Source organism: Bradyrhizobium genomosp. I (2014) (assembly GCF_000261685.1).
GTDB lineage: Bacteria > Pseudomonadota > Alphaproteobacteria > Rhizobiales > Xanthobacteraceae > Bradyrhizobium.
This window is the reverse complement of record NZ_AJQE01000111.1, coordinates 1-18,538: the sequence shown is the minus strand read 5'-3', so window position 1 is coordinate 18,538 and position 18,538 is coordinate 1. Positions and strand designations below refer to the sequence as shown.

The window sequence follows — 18,538 nt, the reverse complement described above, 5'->3', positions numbered from 1 at the left end:
CGGGCCTGCCGATACGGCGGAAGATATCGCCGCTGAGCTCTTCGAGCTCGCTGGTGAAGCCCATGATGTTGACGAGCGGCGAGCGCAGATCGTGGCTGACGATATAGGCAAAGCGCTGGATCTCGTCGTTGGCCTCGCGCAGGTCCGCCGTGCGCTCGTCGACGATGGCCTCCAGATTGAAGTTGGCGTCGCGCAGGCGCGCTTCAGCCTCGTCGCGGGCGCGAGCCGAGCGGCGTACCAGCCAGGTCGAGATGAGGGCCAGCAGCACGACGAGGCCCGAGCCGATGCCGGTCATCGATGCGGCGAGGGTCTGACTCCGGTCGGAGTTTGCCGTTCGGACCCGAAACAGCCGTTCCTCCTCGCGGATCATCGCGTTGGCCTGGTTGCTGATCGTGGTCGTGGTGTTGCCGGCCGCGGCCTCGCGGACGAGCGCCGAGGCGTTGCCGGGTTGGCCCTCCTTCACGAACGTCATTTCGCGCGAGAACTGGTCGAGCCGGATCTCGATCGCCGCCCTCAGCTTCTCAATGCTGTCGCGTTGCGCCGGATTATCGCCGATCTGGCGCGCGAGCTTGTCGAGCGCCGGAACGATCGCCGCGACAGCCTTCTCATGATCCGACAGGAAATCCGGTCCCTGCGTCAGCAGGAAGCCGCGGGCGCCGCTTTCTGCGCGCCGGATCTCCAGCAGCAGGGTGTTGATCTGGTTCTCCACCTCGATGGTGTGAACCACCCATTTGCTGTCCTCCCGCGCCTTGTTGACGAGGTAGACGGAGCCCGCACTGATCACGGTCAGCACCAAAAGGCCCGCCGCGAACAGCAGGATCTGCCAGAATGTGCGCCGTCGCTGGCCTTCAGCCGTCACGACGGTTCACCTGTCTGCGTTCAATGGAGTTCAAGACGCCCCCTTGGAACTGGCCCCAACCGTCCAGAACGCGATTGGGGCCAAAGGGTTCCACAAGGAGAAGATTATCTCGCTTCGGGTTCCGGCTTGCCGGCGAGGTACTGCTCCAGCCAATGGATGTGGTAGTCGCCGTTGATAATGTCGTCTTCGCGCACCAGTGCCCGGAACAGCGGCAGCGTGGTCTCGATGCCTTCGACCACCATCTCGTCCAGCGCCCGGCGCAGCCGCATCAGGCATTCGGCGCGGGTCTTGCCGTGCACGATCAGCTTGCCGACGAGCGAATCGTAATAGGGCGGGATCGAGTAGCCTTGATAGACGGCGGAATCGATCCGCACCCCGAGGCCGCCTGGCGGATGATATTGCAGGATCCGGCCCGGCGAGGGGCGGAAGGTCTGCGGATTCTCGGCGTTGATGCGGCACTCGATCGCATGGCCGATGACCTGGACTTCGTCCTGCTTGGCCGGCAGGTCGCCGCCGGCGGCGATGCGGATCTGCTCCAGCACGAGGTCGATGTCGGTGATGCTCTCGGTGACGGGATGCTCGACCTGGATGCGGGTGTTCATCTCGATGAAGTAGAACTCGCCGTCCTCGTACAGGAACTCGATGGTGCCGACGCCGAGATATTTCATCTCGCGCATCGCTTTGGCGCAGGTCTCGCCGATCTTGGCCCGCGCCGCGGCGGACAGCACCGGCGAGGGGCCTTCCTCCCAGACCTTCTGGTGCCGGCGCTGCAGCGAGCAGTCGCGCTCACCGAGATGGATCGCGCCGCCGCGGCCGTCGCCGAGGATCTGGATCTCGATGTGGCGCGGCTTCTGGAGGTATTTTTCCAGATAGACCGAAGCATCGCCAAAGGCGGACCTGGCCTCGTTGGCCGCCGTCGACAGCGCCAGCTGGAGGTCGGCCTCGCTGTGCGCGACCTTCATGCCGCGGCCGCCGCCGCCGGCCGCCGCCTTGACCAGCACCGGGAAGCCGATCTTCCTGGCGATCGCCATCGCGTCGTCATCGGGGCCGACCGCGCCATCGGAGCCGGGCACCACGGGGATGCCGAGACGCTTGGCGGTCTTCTTGGCCTCGATCTTGTCGCCCATCAGGCGGATGTGCTCCGCCTTGGGACCGATGAAATGCAGATTGTGCTCGGCAAGGATTTCCGCAAAGCGCGCGTTCTCGGAGAGGAAGCCGTAGCCGGGATGCACGGCATCGGCGCCGGTGATCTCGCAGGCTGCGAGCAGCGCGGGCACGTTGAGATAGCTGTCCTTGGACGACGGCGGCCCGATGCACACGCTCTCGTCCGACAGGCGCACATGCATGGCATCGGCGTCGGCGGTGGAGTGCACGGCGACGGTCGCGATCCCGAGCTCCTTGCAGGCCCTGAGGATGCGAAGGGCGATTTCGCCGCGATTGGCTATGAGGATCTTGTCGAACATGGTGCCTCAGGGGCGAATGGGGAATAGCGAATGGCGAATAGGGAGGAGCAGCTATTCGCTACTCGCTATTCGCCACTCCCTCACTCGATGATGACGAGCGGCTCGCCGTACTCGACCGGCTGGCCGTCCTCGACCAGGATCTGCGTCACCGTGCCGGCGCGCGGCGAGGGGATCTGGTTCATCGTCTTCATCGCTTCGATGATCAGCAACGTCTGGCCGACCGAGACCTTGGTGCCGACGTCGATGAACGGTTTTGCGCCCGGCTCCGGCGCCCAATAGGCGGTGCCGACCATCGGCGAGGTCACGGCGCCGGGATGCTTCGACAGATCGGCCGCGGCAGTTGCGGGCGCGACGGCGCTTGCTGCCACCGGAAGGGCGGCGGGAGCGGCCGCGACCGGCATGGTCGCGGCAACGCTGATGTTGCGGGCGACGCGCAGGCGCAGCCCCGCCCGCTCGATCTCGATCTCGGTCAGGCTGGTTTCATCGAGCAGCAAGGCAAGCTCGCGAACGAGCGCGGAATCCTCGCTGGAGAACTTTGCGGCTGCTTTGTCGTCTGGCTGGCGCGCCATGTTGTTTGATCCGAATGTTCTGTTGGAAGGGAGCGTCAGGCGTTGGGCTTGATGCCGAGCTTGGCGGCAAGGCCCTGGATGGCGAGGCGGTAGCCCTCGATACCGAAACCGCAGAGCGATGCGAAGGCCGCGCGGGCGGTGTAGGAATGGTGACGAAAACTCTCGCGGGCGTGGATGTTGGTCACGTGCACTTCGACCGCGGGAATCTGCACCGCGAGCAGAGCGTCGTGGAGCGCGATCGAGGTGTGTGAATAGCCGCCGGCATTGATGATGATGCCCTTCATCTTGCGTCGATGCGCCTCGTGGATGAAGTCGATCAGTTCGCCTTCGCGATTGGACTGCCGGCAATCGGCCTTCAGGCCGAATGTCGCCGCCGTGTCCCGGCACAGCGCCTCGACGTCGGCCAGCGTCGCATGACCATACTTCTCGGGCTCGCGCGTCCCCAGCATGTTGAGGTTCGGCCCGTTCAGGACGAGGATCGTGTCGGTTGCGGGTTCTGCCATTCCAATCCCGGAAGAGGTGCTTCGGCGTGGCGGGGGTTATAGGTAACAAAGCGCGTGAGGGGAAGCCTCGAAGGGCCTCAGGGGCGGGTTCAAGCACCTCATCCAGTGCGCAAAAACCTGTGCGGAAACTACGGAAATTGCTTGTTAACCAGTCCGAAGCATGGCTGCGGGCCGAATGCAAAGGGGCGGGCATCGCTGCCCGCCCCAAGGTTGCCGGTATCCTGCCTCAAGCGTTCAGGACCGCCACGATCTCGTAGGTGTCCGGATTGATGATCACGATCTCATCGCGGACCAGGACGTACCTGTAGGTCCGCCACTCCGGATAAATAGTCACCACCCGCGACGGCAGGGTGTGCAGCGTAATGCCCTCGCGCGGGATGCGGGTGCCGACCGAGATCGAGAAGTTCACGTTCGTCACCGGAGCGACGCGCTGCTCGCGGATCACCGACGTGATCTGCGTCCGCTGCTCGGTCGAAAGCTTGGCAGCGGCGCCGGCCTGGCCGACCGTGGTCGAGCTCTGGCCCTGAGCATTCTGGTTCGTGCCGGTGCCCGGCCGGTTCTCGGCGTTGTTGGTCGAGGTGCCGCTCTTGCTGCCCTCAGCCTTCATGTCCTTCTGGTCCTTGCTGCCGGACTTGCTGGTGTCCTGGCTCATGCTCTTGGACTTGTCCTGCTGGGACTTGTCCATCTGGCCCTGCGCGCGATCGTCGGTGCGCTGGCCCTTGGTGGCACCGGCCTTGTCCTCGGCCGCGTTCTTGTTCATGGCGCCGCCCGGGCGCTCGTCCTTCATCGCACCGGACTTGTCTTCCGAGGCGCGATCGGACTTCATCGTGCTGGAGCCGCCGGCCTGACCGACGGTGCCCTTGTCATGGCTCATGGAATCGCGCCCCATCGAGCCGCCGCGCTCTGCGGCGCCGCCGGAGGGCTGAGAGTGCTGCATCTGCTGCGAGCCACCGGCGCCGCCACCGCTGTCGCGGCCCATGCTGCCCTGCGCGTTTGCCAAACCGGTCCCCGCGACGAGTGCAGCTGCGGCAACCGAGATCATAAAGCGGTTCAACATCGAAATTCTCCTCACGTGTTTCCTGCGTCATTGCCCGCGCCGACAACGAAAGGAGATTTGAGTTGTTCCGGAACTTCGTCTGTTCCGCGGCATTTGTTTGTTGAACGCTGGATGAATGACTTTGCACGAAGACGCCAATGTTGGGCGCGCGAAAAAAGGCCGGCTCTTCAGCCGGCCCTTTTGCATGCACGAGTTGCGAACGGCGCGATCAGCAAGTCGCCTTGCCGCAGCGGGCGATGCCGATCTTTTCCCTGAGGCCTTCGACGCCGACGGCGCCGACCACGATCTGCTTGCCGATCACATAGCTCGGCGTGCCGTTCATGCCCATCGCCTCGGCGAGCTTGAAGTTCTCCTCGATGGTGGCGCGCACTTCGGGGCTGGCGATGTCCTTCTCGATTCTCGCCGTATCGAGGCCGGCCTCCTTGGCCGCCTGAAGCGCGCGCGCCTTGTCCGCCGCACCGCGACCGCCGAGCAGTCTCTGGTGGAAGTCGAGATATTTCTTGCCCGAGGGATCCTGCATCCGCACGGCGACCGCGACCTGCGCCGCTTCGACCGAGCCCTGGCTCAGCACCGGAAACTCCTTCAGCACGACCTTCAGCTTCGGATCGCTCTTCATGAGGTCGAGCATGTCGCCCATGGCGCGTTTGCAGTAGCCGCAATTGTAGTCGAAGAACTCGACGAAGGTGACGTCGCCATCCTTGTTGCCGAGCACGACCTGCCGCGGCGAGTTGAAGATCGCATCGGCGTTCTGCGCGATGCTGGCCTCGTGCTTCTGCGTTTCGGCCGCGGCCTGGCGCTTGCTGAGCTCGGCCATGGCCTCCTCGAGCACCTCGGGGTGGCTGACGAGATAGTTCCTGACGATGGCCTCGATATCGGTGCGCTGGGTATCGGAGAAGCTGTCGGCCGAGGCGGGCACGGCTGCACCGAACATGGCGAGCGCAAACAATGCGGGAGCAAGCAGGCGCAGCGAAGGCATAGGCAAATCCTCTTATCCAAAGCAGGTTTCGAGAAACGTCCCGGCGGACTTAAGCTCGGCGTCGTGACGTCGTGGTGTCGGGCGTCGTTCGAGTTGCGTTAGTTGCGCGGCGGCTTCGCCGCCACGATGTCGTCGGCCTTGACCCATCCGGGCGTGCCGACGGCGAAACGGGTTTTCGCGCGCGTGGCAAGTTCGCGGGCGGTCTTGTTGTCGCCGCGCAGGTACGCGGCCTGGGCCGAGGCGAGATCTGCCTCGGCATAATCTCCCTTCCGGCCATAGGCCATCGCGAGCTGGGTATAGCCGAGCGCCGCCTCGGGCTCGCGTGCCACCGCAGCGCGGAGAATCCGAACGGCATCGTCCGTGTAGGCCTTATTATCGGTTCCAACCAGAGCCTGCCCAAGTAACATCTCGATGAGGGGTGAATTGTTCGACAGTTGCACCGCCTTGCGCAGGGCAGGGATCGCCTCGGCGGGCTTGCCGCTTTCCAGCAGGGCCTGGCCGCGCACCTCGTAGAAGTACGGGTTGTTCGGCTGAACCTGAATCAGCGCGTCGATCTGAGTGAGTGCGCTGCGCAAATCCCCGTGCAGATAGGTGCTGATGGCGCGGGCATAACGCGCCGGCAGGCTGTCGTTGGTCTGGGGATAGCGGCGGTACACCGTCTCCGGCCGCTCCATGAAGGCGGAGATCTTGGCGCGGACCATGTCGTGCCGGAGCTGAAGCGCGGGATCGTCCTTCTTGTTCCAGTATGGGCTGGTGCTCGCGAATTCCTGGAGCGCGGCGACGCGCTCGGCCGGCATCGGATGGGACTGGAGATAGGGATCGGCGCCGCGCGAGGCGAACAGGCTCTCGCTGGTGAAGCGTTTGAAGGTCTCGTACATGCCCTTCGGCGACTGCCCCGTCGCAGTCAGGAATTTCACGCCGGCGCGGTCGGCGTTCTCCTCCTGCTGGCGCTGGTAGGACAACAGCGTGCGGCGGATCATCTCCTGCGGAGCGGCGATGGCGGCCGCGCCTGCGTTGGCCAGACCGTTGTTGCCGGCGCTGCCGCGCTGGACGCTGCCGGCTGCAATCGCGCCGGCGCCGAGCAGCATTGCGATGATCATCTGGGTCTGGGCCGTGGCGAGCTGCTGGCGCAGCTTGGACAGATGGCCGCCGGCCAGATGTCCGGTCTCGTGCGCGAGCACGCCGATGATCTGGTTCGGCGTCTCCGACTGGAGGATCGCGCCCCAATTGACGAAGATGCGGCGGCCGTCCGCAACGAACGCGTTGAACGAGCCGTCGTTGATGATGACCATCTGGATGTTCTGCTTCTCCAGACCCGCGACGCGCAGGATCGGGCGGGTGTAATCGCGCAGCAGCTGCTCGGTCTCGGTGTCGCGCAGGACCGGCGGACCCTTGGCCTGCGCATGCACCGCCGGCATCGGCAACAGCGCGATGGCCGCTGCCGTGACGAGGGCGGTGAGGGCGGAGGCCTTCCTGCGCAGTGCAATCTGGAGCAACATCAGGCGGTCTGGGTCAAACGGTCTTGGTCAAGCAGTTTCGTGATTGGTTTTGGCGATTGGCGGCGGACCGGATACGCGATATGGCCTATGAGCCGTACCCCTTATGAGCCGTACAATGCGGCCAGTCTGGGGCGCAAGCGCCCCGTTTCCCGGACCGGACAGGCCGGTCCGCCAGCGAAATAGCAGAAATCGATGCACGATGCGACATTGAGGAACCGGTTGGGGCAGTGGCTCGAGCCCTCCCGCCGCAGCGATGTTCCCCCGTTCATGGTGATGGACGTCATGGCGGCGGCGGCCCGAATCGAGGCCGCCGGTGGCCATGTCATCCACATGGAGGTCGGCCAGCCCGCGGCCGGTGCACCCAGGACCGCGATCGCGGCCGCCCATGCGGCGCTCGAGGCTGGACGGATCGATTATACCTCCGCGCTCGGGATCCCCAGTCTGCGCGAGCGCATCGCGCGCCACTATCGCGACACCTACGGCTGCGACGTCGGCCCCGAGCGGATCGTGGTGACCACAGGCTCCTCCGGTGGCTTCATTCTGGCTTTCCTGTCGATGTTCGAGCCCGGCGATCGCGTCGCCGTGACAGTGCCGGGCTATCCGCCGTACCGTCATATCCTCACCGCGCTCGGCTGCGAGCCGGTGCTGATCGAAACCACGAACGAGACGCGCCACGCGCTCACCGGTGAGGCGCTGCTCGCCGCCCATCGCAAGGCGCCGCTGAAGGGGGTGTTGGTCGGCAGCCCCGCCAATCCGACGGGCACGATGATGTCCCGCGAAGCGCTCGCCGGCCTCATTGCGGCCGCGGAAGACGCTGGCATCCGCTTCATCTCGGATGAGATCTATCACGGGCTCGATTACGCGTTTCCGGCCGTGACGGCGGCGGCGCTGTCCGAGCACGCACTCGTGATCAATTCGTTCTCGAAGTATTTCTGCATGACGGGCTGGCGCGTCGGCTGGATGGTCGTGCCCGAGATCCTGGTGCGGCCGATCGAGCGTCTGCAGCAGAACCTCTCGATCTCGGTGCCGTCGCTGTCGCAGATCGCGGCGGAGGCCGCCTTCGACGGCGCGGCCGAGATGGAGGAGATCAAGCACGGCTATCAGGAAAACCGGCGTATCCTGATCGATGGATTGCCCAAGGCCGGACTGACGAGGTTCCTGCCGGCCGACGGCGCCTTCTATCTCTATGCCGACGTCTCGGACTTCACTTCGGACAGTTTCGAGTTCGCCAAGCAGATGCTGGAGCAGGCGCGCGTGGCGGCAACGCCCGGCCTCGATTTCGATCCCATCCATGGCCGTTCGTTCATCCGGCTTTCCTATGCCCGCTCGCGCGACGAGATGCGCGAGGCAGTTGACCGGATTGCTGAGTGGCTTAAATAACTGCGCCAGTTTTCTTCAGCCTTTCGGAGTTCGACTTGTCAGACCGTTCCGTTCCGTCCGCCGCTGCGCCACATTCCTCTCTCGCCGCTTTGATGTGGCTGACCCGGCCGGGCGAAGCCGTTGGCGCGATGCGCGCCGTCGTGCTGATTGCGCTCGGCACCGCGTTGATGGCGCTGTCGGCCAAGGTGAATCTTCCGCTGCCCTATGTGCCGATGACGCTGCAGACGCTGGTGGTGTTGATGATCGGCGCCGCCTATGGCTGGCGCCTTGGCAGCGCAACCATGATTGCGTATCTCGCCGAGGGCGCGATGGGGCTGCCGGTGTTCGCCGGTCCCGTGGGTGGGATTGCGCCGCTGGTCGGTCCGACCGCGGGCTACCTGTTCGGTTTCGTGCTGGCTGCTTTCGTGACCGGCTGGCTCGCCCAGCGCGGCTGGGATCGCAGCGTGATGCTGCTGTTTGCGGCGATGGCTGTTGGCCATGTCGTCATTCTGGCGGCCGGGTTCGGCTGGCTGGCATTCGGCCTGGGTCTCGGCGCCGCCAAGGCCTGGCAGGTCGGCATCGTGCCGTTCATTGCGGCCTCGCTGGTCAAGAATGCGCTCGGCGCGACACTGATGCCAGCGGCACGCCGCATCGTCGAGCGCCGCGGGTAAAACGCGTCATCACGAGCAGTTCCAATTGACAGGGCCGGCCAAGTTGATCTTGGCTGGCCCAGTGTTTTGAGGGGGAGTGAACCGATGACGACGACAACGATGACGGGGGCGCCGGTCGCGCCGCCCGCCGCCAAGCCGTGGTACAAAGTCCTCTACGTCCAGGTGCTGATCGCCATCGTGCTCGGCGCCATCGTCGGCTGGCTGTGGCCGCATGTCGCCACCAACGACTGGATCAAGGCGCTCGGCGACGGTTTCATCAAGCTGATCAAGATGGTGATCGCCCCGATCATCTTCTGCACCGTCGTCTCCGGCATCGCCCACATCCAGGACGCCAAGAAAGTCGGGCGCATCGGCGTCAAGGCGCTGGTCTATTTCGAGGTCGTCTCGACTTTTGCGCTGGTGATCGGGCTCATCATCGGCAATCTCGTCAGACCGGGCGCCGGCTTCGGCAATGCGGCGGCAAACGAGGCGGCCGTTGCGAATTACGCCAAGCAGGCCGCCGGCCAGAAGTCCGTCGACTTCGTGCTGCACATCATTCCGGACACCGTGGTCGGCGCCTTCGCGCAAGGCGAAATTCTGCAGGTGCTGCTGTTCGCGGTGCTGTTCGGCTTTGCCTTGATGAGCCTCGGCGAGCGCGGCCACACCATCCGCAGCTTCATCGACGATGCCGCGCATGCGGTGTTCGGCGTCATCTCGATCGTGATGCGCGCGGCGCCGATCGGCGCGTTCGGCGCGATGGCCTACACCATCGGCAAGTTCGGCACCGGCGCGATCCTCAACCTGGTCGGTTTGATCGCGACGTTCTACGTCACCGCGGCGCTGTTCGTGTTCGTCGTGCTCGGCACGATCGCGCGCATCGCCGGGTTCTCGATCTTCAAGTTCCTGGCCTACATCAAGGACGAGCTGCTGATCGTGCTCGGCACCTCGTCCTCGGAAAGCGCGCTGCCGTCCCTGATGGAGAAGCTGGAGCGGCTTGGCTGCTCCAAGTCGGTGGTCGGCCTCGTGGTGCCCACGGGCTATTCGTTCAACCTCGACGGCACCAACATCTACATGACGCTGGCGACGCTGTTCATCGCACAGGCGCTCGGCTTCGATCTCTCCTTCGGCCAACAGCTCACGATCCTGGTCGTGGCGATGCTGACCTCGAAGGGCGCCTCCGGCATCACCGGCGCCGGCTTCATCACGCTGGCGGCGACGCTCGCCGTGGTCGATCCTCGCCTGGTGCCGGGCATGGCGATCGTGCTCGGCATCGACAAGTTCATGAGCGAGTGCCGCGCGCTGACCAATCTGTGCGGCAACGGCGTCGCCTGCGTGATCGTCGCATGGTGGGAGGGTGAGCTCGACCGCGACAAGCTCAACGCCAACCTCGCCAAGCGGATCGATCCGACCGACATGGAGACGGCGATCACGACGGACTGATCTGCAAGCCACATCTGACGGCGTTGGCCGCGCCGTCGGACTTGAAAATGGCAGGGCTGGTCGCGATCCTCGATCAGTCCGTTTTCTTCGGGTCTAAAACCGCTCAGGCCGATATGGCGTGGGATCGACCGCCGGCGTCTCGCCGCTCATGATCTCGGCGAGTAAACGTCCGGTCGCGGGTCCCAGCGTAAAGCCCTGATGACCATGGCCGAAGTTCATCCAGAGGCCGGGGTGGCGCGGGGCGCGACCGAGCACCGGGAGCATGTCGGGCGTGCAGGGCCGAGTGCCGAACCACGGATCCGGCTCGACGCGCTTGCCGAGGTCGATCAGCTCGCGTGCGGAGGCTTCGGCGCTGGCGAGCTGAACCGGCGTTGCAAGCGCGTCCGGGCTCGTCAGCTCCGCCCCCGTGGTGATGCGAATGCCCCTGGCCATCGGCCCCATGGCATAGCCGCCGGCCTTGTCGATCAGCGGCAGGTCGAGCGACGCGCCGCCGCTGTAATGCATGTGGTAGCCGCGCTTGCGCACCAGGGGAATGCGATAGCCGAATTTGTGGAGGAGGTCGGGCGACCACGGCCCGAGCGTCACGACAACGTGGGGAGCATCGAGGCGTCCATTGTCGGTATCGACCGACCAGCCGGTCGCGGTCTGTTGCAGGCTCTGCGCATCGCCGAGCACGATCGTGCCGCCGAGGCGCTCGAACAGTCCGGCATAGGCCGTGACCAGTGCGCCGGGATCGGACACGGTCCAGGTGTCGAGCCAATGGATCGCTCCAGGGAGATCGTCGCGCAGGATCGGCTCGGCCCTGGCAAGCTCGCTGCCCGACAGCACGCGAAAGTTGACGCCGAATTCGCGCTGATCTTCCTCCGCGGCCTTGATCGAGAGATCCAATGAAGCGGGGTCGCGAAACAACGCTCGGTAGCCGGCGCGGCGGATGAGATTATCGGCATGCGCCTCGCGGATCAGGATGTCGTGCTCGGCCGTTGCGTAGGCGATCAGCCGTGCCCACGCCTCGATCGCCTCGCGATGCCGTTTCGGCGCCGAATGCCACCAGTAGCGCAGCAGGGGCTCGATGTGGAGATGGAGAGAGGAGAGGCTGTAGCGCACGTCGTTGGTGCGGCCGGTCGCGATCTTCAGGAGTGAAGCGAAATCGCGCGGCATGGGATAGGGGCGCACCGCTTCGGCCTGGATCATCCCGGCATTGCCGTAGCTGGTCTCCCGGCCCGGTTCCCTGCGATCGACCAGCGTGACCGACCAGCCGCGCTGCTGCAGATGCAGCGCGGCGCCGACGCCCACCATGCCGCCGCCGAGAATGATCGCGCTTTGCATCGAACCTGACCTCACCAAATCAAAACCGCCCGGTTTGGCCGGGCGGTTTCAACTCCATTGTTCCTTTTACTCGCCGCCGCCGAAACGGCGTGACCACCAGCCGGCACGGCGCGGAGCGGCTGGGGTTTCGCTTGCGGCCTCCGGCGCGGGCTCCGGTGCCGGCGCGGGCGCAGCGACCGGTTCGGTCGCCTGCGCCGGCGGCGTTGCGGGCTCGGGCTGGCTGTTCAGCAGGAAGCTCACCTTTTCCCGGACCGTGGAGCGGCGGCGCGTGGCCTTGTCGTCGGCGGGTTCTTCTTCTGGCGCTGCAATCGTCGTGGCGGGAGCCGGCTCCGGTTGGGCTGGCGCCTCGGTCCGCACCTCGGCGCGCGGCTCAGGCTCCGCGACTTGCGGCTCCGCGATGTGCTCGGCCTGCGCGATCGAGGGCGCAGCCCCGCCGCCGAAGCCGTCGAAATCGGCAACCGCGTCGGTAGCTTCCGACGGTTGACTGGTGCCGAGCTCGTCGTTGATCGAGCCGGCGAGACCTTCCTCGCCGCTACCACGACGGCGGCGTCCGCCGCGGCGACCACGCCGGCGCCGGCGCTCGCTGCCGCCCTGCTGCTCGCCACGGGCTGCCTGCTCCTCGCCTTCCTCGCCCTCCTGCTCGGACTCGGCGTCCTCTTCGCCTTCACCGGCCGCCACGGCCGCTTCGGGCAGTGTGGGCGCGGTATCCTCGCGCAACTCACCCTCGCGCTGGCCACCGCGGCCGCGGCGGCGGCGCCGGCGCTTGCGGCGCTGGCCGTCCTGCTCGGAGGCCGCCTCGCCGGCAGCCTGCTCGTCAGCAAGACCTTCGGTCTCGTCGGTTTCGACCTCGGATTCAGTCTCCAGGTCGAAGCCATCTTCGTCGTCATAGGCTTCTTCGGCCTGTGGCGGCGGGCTCGCGGCAGCTTGCGCGGCGAGCAGCGCCTTGGCGGCTTCGAGCGTATGCACCTGCTCGCCGCGGTCGATGACATATGCCTGCGGGCCGCTGACGCTGGGATCGGCGATGACCGACAGCGTGACCTTGAAGCCGTTCTCGAGGTCGCGCAGATGGCCGCGCTTGTGGTTCAGCACATAGAGCGCGACGTCGGTGCGGGTGCGGACCACGAGATTGTGGGTCGCGCCCTTCATCAGGATCTCTTCGAGGCCGCGCAGCAGCTGGAGCGCCACCGAGGACACCGAGCGGACGTGGCCGGTGCCGCCGCAATGCGGGCACGGATCGGTCGAACTCTCCAGCACGCTGGCGCGGATGCGCTGGCGCGACATCTCGAGCAGGCCGAAATGCGAGATGCGGCCGACCTGGATGCGCGCGCGATCCTGCCTGAGGCAATCGGACAGCTTGCGCTCGACCGCGCGATTGTTGCGCTTCTCGTCCATGTCGATGAAATCGATGACGATCAGGCCCGCGAGGTCGCGCAGCCGGAGCTGGCGGGCGACCTCTTCGGCGGCCTCCAGATTGGTCTTGAGCGCGGTGTCCTCGATATGATGCTCTCGGGTCGACCGTCCGGAGTTGACATCGATCGAGACCAGCGCCTCGGTCTGGTTGATCACGATGTAGCCGCCGGAGCGCAGTTGCACGGTCGGCGAGAACATCGCATCCAGCTGGCTCTCGACGCCCATGCGCGAGAATAGCGGCTGGCCGTCGCGATACTGCTTCACCGCGCTGACATTGGCGGGCATCAGCATCTTCATGAAGTCGCGCGCTTCACGGTAGCCGGACTCGCCGGCCACCTGAATCTCGTCAATCTCCTTGTTGTAGAGGTCGCGCAGCGAGCGCTTGATCAGCGAGCCTTCCTCGTAGACGAGGGTCGGGGCTTGCGACTTCAGCGTGAGGTCGCGCACCGTTTCCCACATCCGGATCAGATATTCGAAGTCGCGCTTGATCTCGGGCTTGGTGCGGGAAGCGCCCGCGGTGCGCAGGATGATGCCCATGCCCTCGGGCACGTCGAGGTCCTGCACCACTTCCTTCAGGCGCGAACGGTCCTGGGCGCTGGTGATCTTGCGGCTGATGCCGCCGCCGCGAGCGGTGTTGGGCATCAGGACGGCGTAGCGGCCGGCGAGCGAGAGGTAGGTCGTCAGCGCCGCGCCCTTGTTGCCGCGCTCTTCCTTGACCACCTGCACCAGCATGACCTGGCGGCGCTTGATGACTTCCTGGATCTTGTACTGGCGGCGCGGGCGGAAGGTGCGCTCCGGCACTTCCTCCAGCACGTCGTCGCCGCCGACGGATTCGACGACCTCCTCTTCTTCGGCTTCCTCGCCGTCCTCATCCTCGTCGTCGTTTTCACCGGCAGCCTCCGCAGCTTCGGCGTGCGGCGCTTCAGTGCTCTCACCGTAAACGGCATCGGCCGGCTCGACGGCCGCGGTCACGGCTTCGGCGAGAGCCTCGGCGTGCCCTTCCGAAGTGCGGGCTTCGGAGGCGGTAGCCTCCTGCGGCTCGGCGGTGGTCTCGGTCGCAACCACGGGCTCGGCGCCGACGGCCGCGACAGGCGCGGGTGTTGCATCGGTATGATCATGGTCGTGCTGGTGGTCGTGATCATGATCGTCCGCATCGGCATGATCGTGGTCATCCTGACCATGCCCTTCATGACCATGTGCCTCGTGATCATGATCGGCGTGATCATGATCGCTAATGTCGTGATGCTCGTGCTCGCTGTGATGCTCCACGTCGGCGTGGAGGTGCTCGCCCTCGTGCGGCGCGCCCTCGCTATGCGAGGTCTCGCCTTCGATCGGCTGGGCCGTGGGATCGGCCTCGAGGCCTTCGACGATGTCGCTGCGTACGCGCTCGCCATGACCGCGGCGGCGGGCGTTGCGGTGGCGCGAACGGCGGCGGCCGTGCGAGCGATTCTCGCTCTCTTCCTCGGCCTCGCGATGGGCCTGTTCCTCGGCCTCGATCAGCGCCTGCCGGTCGGCGACCGGGATCTGATAATAGTCGGGATGAATTTCGCTGAAAGCGAGGAAGCCGTGGCGATTACCGCCATATTCCACGAAGGCGGCCTGGAGCGAGGGTTCGACCCTTGTGACCTTGGCGAGGTAGATGTTCCCGCGCAGTTGCTTGCGTTGCGCGGTCTCGAAATCAAACTCTTCGACGCGATTGCCGCGGACCACGACGACCCGGGTCTCTTCCGGGTGGGTGGCATCGATCAACATCTTGTTGGGCATGTCTTAACTCTTGGCGGCGGCGGGCGCGATAAGCCGTGGGCGCGTATCGCGCCGCCGGGTGACGCGACGGTCCACCTGATTCGGGGGTGAGGGGAAGGCCGAAACGCCGTCTCTCGCGCCTCGCCGAACCGGAAGCTTCAGGGCCATTGCGACGCGCGGGATTGTCACTCCGCAGCGTCGCGAATGGTCCTTCAGATTTCGTCGGCACAGTCTGGCGCATCAAGCGTCGGCCCGTATGAAACATTGGGCGGCGAGGCCGCCCTTCAATCAGTTGCTGCTGGCCAGGCACGGCGCGAGTGCGCTCGCCTTGAGATCACGAACCGCTCCCTTGGGGATCAAGGGACCGGGTAATGGGTTACGTCGCTGTCAGAACCGTCCCGGTAACATGAGTGGTAACCCGAGACCGTCCGCCCCGGGGCTTGACCCGCTCCACCTCGTTGCCGCGCACTGCGCTGGTCTTGGAGGGAAGCGGAAAACGCTGGAATTCCCAAACCTTGGGAGTTCCCGCGCTGCACCGGGAGGCTGAATGCGACACAACCGGAAATATCGGCCGTCAGCATTCCGTACATACGAGGAATGAGCCTTCCGTGCAAGGGAGCGTCGCACGGCGGTCACAGTCGGCGAGTTTCGCAGCTCCGTCATAAAGGATCGATTAACCCTGTGGTTCTATTGCGTTAAGAGAGCTGCTCGGAGGCGCGGAATCGGTGGCGAGCCGCACAAATCGACGGGTTTTGCTGGGCGGCGTGTTGCTGTGCGCCGCGGCATTGCCGTGTGCTGATTCCTCGCGTCTCATTGCTGCGGAAAGCCAGCCGCAGCCCGCTGTTGCGGCAGCGAATTTTCCGGTCGCCTCGGCCGCCCGGCTGGCCGGCGATGGCAAGCAGACCCGCTTCATCCTCGACCTCGATCAGGTCGTTACCTTCCGCGCCGTCACGCTGGCCGACCCCTACCGCGTGGTGGTGGACGTGCCGCAAGTCAATTTTCAGCTACCCGCCGGTACGGGGAGCGGGGGGCGAGGGCTGATCAAGGCCTTCCGCTACGGGCTCGTCATGCCCGGCGGCTCGCGAATCGTGTTCGATCTGACCGGACCGGCAAAGATCGCCAATTCCTACGTGCTGGAAGCGGCCAACGGCCAACCGGCGCGGCTCGTGCTCGAGTTGGCCGAGGTCGATCGCACTGCCTTTGTGCCGTCGCTTGCCCCCGAAAAACGTCCCGAACTGCGGCCCGCGATCGCGGAGCCGCCGCCCGGCACAGTCCCCGCTGCGGCGGCCGCGGAAACCGCGGAGCAGAAGGCCGACGGCCGGCCGGTGGTCGTGATTGATCCGGGCCACGGCGGCATCGATAACGGCACGCAATCGAGCGGCGAAAGCGAGAAGAACCTGGTGCTGGCTTTCGGGCTGGCGCTACGCGACAAGCTGGAGAAGGCCGGTAAATACCGCGTGGTCATGACGCGGGATGACGACACCTTCATCCCCCTCAACGACCGGACCAAAATCGCCCGCAATCTCAAGGCGGCTTTGTTCGTCTCGATTCATGCCGATGCACTGCCTCGTGCCGAGGGCGATGCGCAAGGCGCGACCATCTACACGCTCTCCGACAAGGCATCCGACGCCGAGGCCCAGCGGCTGGCGGATGCAGAGAACCGGGCCGATGCGATCGCCGGCTTCAACCTCGCGGAGGAGCCGACCGACGTCGCCGACATCCTGATCGACCTCACGCAGCGGGAAACCCGTACCTTTTCAAATCGTTTTGCCCGCCTCTTGATGGGTGAAATGAAGTCGACGGTGCGGATGCACAAGCATCCCCTGAAGTCCGCCGGCTTCCGGGTCCTGAAGGCGCCCGATGTGCCCTCGGTGCTGGTCGAGATCGGCTATGTCTCCAACAAGGGGGACCTCGAGCACCTGGTCTCCGAGGGATGGCGGTCCCGCGCCGTGGGCTCGATGGCGCAGGCGATCGACGGGTTTTTGGCCAAGCGGATGGCCACGGCCGGCACGTCGAACTGAACGGGTTTTTCCGTCCCGACCCAAAGGCCCTAGTTTAGCCACAGCGGACGCTTTATAAAAACCCCGCAGGGGGTTCCGGAATCGGCGAGAATCCTGTTCGGCAAGCGTCCTAAGCCCGGCCTTGATGTGATTGCGTGAGCCGGTGCATTCGCGACGTGAGGTCGGTGCCTGTTTGGGGCGCCAATGGGCTGATACTGGGCTGATCCAGAGTTTGAACGGATAAACAGATAATGCGCTTGCTGGTGCGGTTCATGGGCTTCCTGTTCGCCGCGGGAACGGTGGTGTTCCTTGTCGGTGTCGGGGCCGTGGCAGGCCTGATCTGGCATTTCTCCAAGGACTTGCCGGACTACTCTCAGCTCCAGGATTACGAGCCGCCGGTGATGACGCGTGTGCACGCCGTCGACGGTTCGCTGCTTGGCGAATACGCCAAGGAGCGGCGGCTGTATCTGCCGATCCAGGCGGTGCCCAAGCTCGTGATCAACGCGTTCCTGGCCGCCGAGGACAAGAATTTCTACGAGCATGGCGGCATCGACTACACCGGCATGGCGCGCGCCGGATTGCTTTATCTGCAGAACTACGGCTCCAACCGCCGTCCGCAGGGTGCTTCCACGATCACCCAGCAGGTCGCCAAGAACTTCCTGCTCACCAACGAGGTCTCCTTCGCCCGCAAGATCAAGGAAGCCTTGCTGGCGATGCGCATCGAGAAGACCTACTCGAAGGACAAGATCCTCGAACTGTATCTGAATGAGATCTATCTCGGCCTCGGCGCCTACGGCATCGCGGCCGCTTCGCTGGTCTATTTCGACAAGTCGGTGAACGAGCTGACGGTGGCGGAAGCGTCCTATCTGGCGGCGCTGCCGAAGATGCCTGCGACGCTGCATCCGGTCCGCAACCGCGACCGTGCCATCGAGCGCCGCAACTACGTCATCGACCGTCTGCTGGAGAACGGCTGGATCAAGCAGGCCGACGCCGACAAGGCGCGCAAGGAGCCCTTAGCCGTCACCAGCCGCTCCAACGGCGCCCACACCTTCGCCGGCGAATATTTCGCCGAGGAAGTCCGCCGCGACATCTTCGAGCGCTACGGCGAGAAGAAGCTCTACGAGGGCGGCCTGTCGGTTCGCACCACGCTCGATCCGAAGATCCAGGTCATGGCGCGCAAGACCATGGTGGCCGGCCTCGTGAATTATGACGAACGGCAGGGCTATCGCGGCGCGATCAGCAAGCTCGACATTTCCGGCGACTGGGGCGTGAAGCTCGCCGAGATCAAATCGCTCTCCGACATTTCGCCGTGGCGCATGGCCGTCGTGCTGGAGACCAGCGATCAGTCGGCGCGCATCGGCTTCCAGCCGAGCCGCGAGCTTGGCGGCGCAGTGAGCAAGCAGCGCGAGACCGGCATCGTCACGGTCGACGGCGTGCGCTGGGCGCGGGCCGCGCAGGGCGGCGCGAAGGGCAAGACGCCGACGGCGGTGTCGCAGGTGCTCCAGCCCGGCGACGTGATCTATGCCGATCCGCTCTACAAGGATGGCCAGCCGGTGGAGGGCCAGTACCGGCTCCGCCAGATCCCGGAAGTTTCCGGCGCCATGGTGGTGATGGATCCCTGGACCGGCCGCGTGCTCGCGATGGTTGGCGGCTTCTCGTTCGACCAGAGCCAGTTCAATCGCGC

Annotated in this window: 15 protein-coding genes; 6 read left to right on the top strand and 9 right to left on the bottom strand. The window is 65.4% G+C overall.

Annotation, left to right across the window (positions count from 1 at the left end; all coding sequences use genetic code 11):
* The 7 genes from IC50_RS10645 to IC50_RS10615 form a co-directional block, all read right to left on the bottom strand.
* On the bottom strand, nucleotides 1-859 hold an 859-nt coding region (locus IC50_RS10645; protein ID WP_035703790.1), incomplete at its 3' end, for a CHASE3 domain-containing protein.
* A 104-nt stretch (nucleotides 860-963) separates the two neighbouring features.
* Nucleotides 964-2,322 carry an acetyl-CoA carboxylase biotin carboxylase subunit gene (accC, locus tag IC50_RS10640; protein WP_035703789.1) on the bottom strand — a complete coding sequence of 453 codons (1,359 nt, stop codon included), beginning with the start codon at nucleotides 2,320-2,322 and terminating at the stop codon, nucleotides 964-966.
* 80 nt (nucleotides 2,323-2,402) lie between these two features.
* Nucleotides 2,403-2,891 (bottom strand): acetyl-CoA carboxylase biotin carboxyl carrier protein, encoded by a 489-nt coding sequence (accB, locus tag IC50_RS10635; RefSeq protein ID WP_035703787.1) that lies wholly within the window; start codon nucleotides 2,889-2,891, stop codon nucleotides 2,403-2,405.
* Between the two features lie 35 nt (nucleotides 2,892-2,926).
* A complete protein-coding gene (gene aroQ, locus IC50_RS10630) occupies nucleotides 2,927-3,394 on the bottom strand; it encodes a type II 3-dehydroquinate dehydratase (protein ID WP_035703785.1) in 468 nt (155 codons plus the stop codon).
* Nucleotides 3,395-3,620: 226 nt separating this feature from the next.
* Nucleotides 3,621-4,451: a DUF1236 domain-containing protein gene (locus tag IC50_RS10625; protein WP_035703784.1), complete on the bottom strand. Its 831-nt coding sequence runs from the start codon at nucleotides 4,449-4,451 to the stop codon at nucleotides 3,621-3,623.
* A 208-nt stretch (nucleotides 4,452-4,659) separates the two neighbouring features.
* Entirely contained in the window at nucleotides 4,660-5,427 is a 768-nt protein-coding gene (locus IC50_RS10620) for a DsbA family protein (RefSeq protein ID WP_035703783.1), read from the bottom strand.
* Nucleotides 5,428-5,525: 98 nt separating this feature from the next.
* Nucleotides 5,526-6,926, bottom strand: a complete 1,401-nt coding sequence (locus tag IC50_RS10615) for a M48 family metalloprotease (protein ID WP_035703782.1) — start codon at nucleotides 6,924-6,926, stop codon at nucleotides 5,526-5,528.
* A 192-nt stretch (nucleotides 6,927-7,118) separates the two neighbouring features.
* On the opposite strand from IC50_RS10615, the gene IC50_RS10610 reads away from it, so the two are divergent.
* From IC50_RS10610 to IC50_RS10600, 3 genes are all read left to right on the top strand, one after another.
* Nucleotides 7,119-8,306 (top strand): pyridoxal phosphate-dependent aminotransferase, encoded by a 1,188-nt coding sequence (locus IC50_RS10610; RefSeq protein ID WP_035703781.1) that lies wholly within the window; start codon nucleotides 7,119-7,121, stop codon nucleotides 8,304-8,306.
* Between the two features lie 92 nt (nucleotides 8,307-8,398).
* Nucleotides 8,399-8,956 (top strand): biotin transporter BioY, encoded by a 558-nt coding sequence (locus tag IC50_RS10605; protein WP_035703780.1) that lies wholly within the window; start codon nucleotides 8,399-8,401, stop codon nucleotides 8,954-8,956.
* Nucleotides 8,957-9,040: 84 nt separating this feature from the next.
* The gene (locus tag IC50_RS10600) at nucleotides 9,041-10,375 is read left to right on the top strand and encodes a dicarboxylate/amino acid:cation symporter (protein ID WP_050990958.1); all 1,335 of its coding nucleotides are present in this window, start codon (nucleotides 9,041-9,043) and stop codon (nucleotides 10,373-10,375) included.
* Nucleotides 10,376-10,468: 93 nt separating this feature from the next.
* Here the strand turns inward: IC50_RS10600 and IC50_RS10595 are convergent, their stop codons facing one another.
* Complete coding sequence (locus IC50_RS10595; RefSeq protein ID WP_035703778.1) at nucleotides 10,469-11,701, bottom strand: NAD(P)/FAD-dependent oxidoreductase; 1,233 nt, start codon at nucleotides 11,699-11,701, stop codon at nucleotides 10,469-10,471.
* A 66-nt stretch (nucleotides 11,702-11,767) separates the two neighbouring features.
* Nucleotides 11,768-14,176 carry an Rne/Rng family ribonuclease gene (locus IC50_RS10590; RefSeq protein ID WP_271519940.1) on the bottom strand — a complete coding sequence of 803 codons (2,409 nt, stop codon included), beginning with the start codon at nucleotides 14,174-14,176 and terminating at the stop codon, nucleotides 11,768-11,770.
* A 45-nt stretch (nucleotides 14,177-14,221) separates the two neighbouring features.
* Here IC50_RS10590 and IC50_RS43685 point away from each other — a divergent pair, with 45 nt between their 5' ends.
* The 3 genes from IC50_RS43685 to IC50_RS10580 form a co-directional block, all read left to right on the top strand.
* Nucleotides 14,222-14,965: a hypothetical protein gene (locus tag IC50_RS43685; protein WP_271519937.1), complete on the top strand. Its 744-nt coding sequence runs from the start codon at nucleotides 14,222-14,224 to the stop codon at nucleotides 14,963-14,965.
* A 614-nt stretch (nucleotides 14,966-15,579) separates the two neighbouring features.
* The gene (locus IC50_RS10585) at nucleotides 15,580-16,875 is read left to right on the top strand and encodes an N-acetylmuramoyl-L-alanine amidase (RefSeq protein WP_035703774.1); all 1,296 of its coding nucleotides are present in this window, start codon (nucleotides 15,580-15,582) and stop codon (nucleotides 16,873-16,875) included.
* Between the two features lie 230 nt (nucleotides 16,876-17,105).
* A partial coding sequence (locus IC50_RS10580) for a penicillin-binding protein 1A (RefSeq protein WP_035703772.1) occupies nucleotides 17,106-18,538 on the top strand: 1,433 nt, incomplete at its 3' end.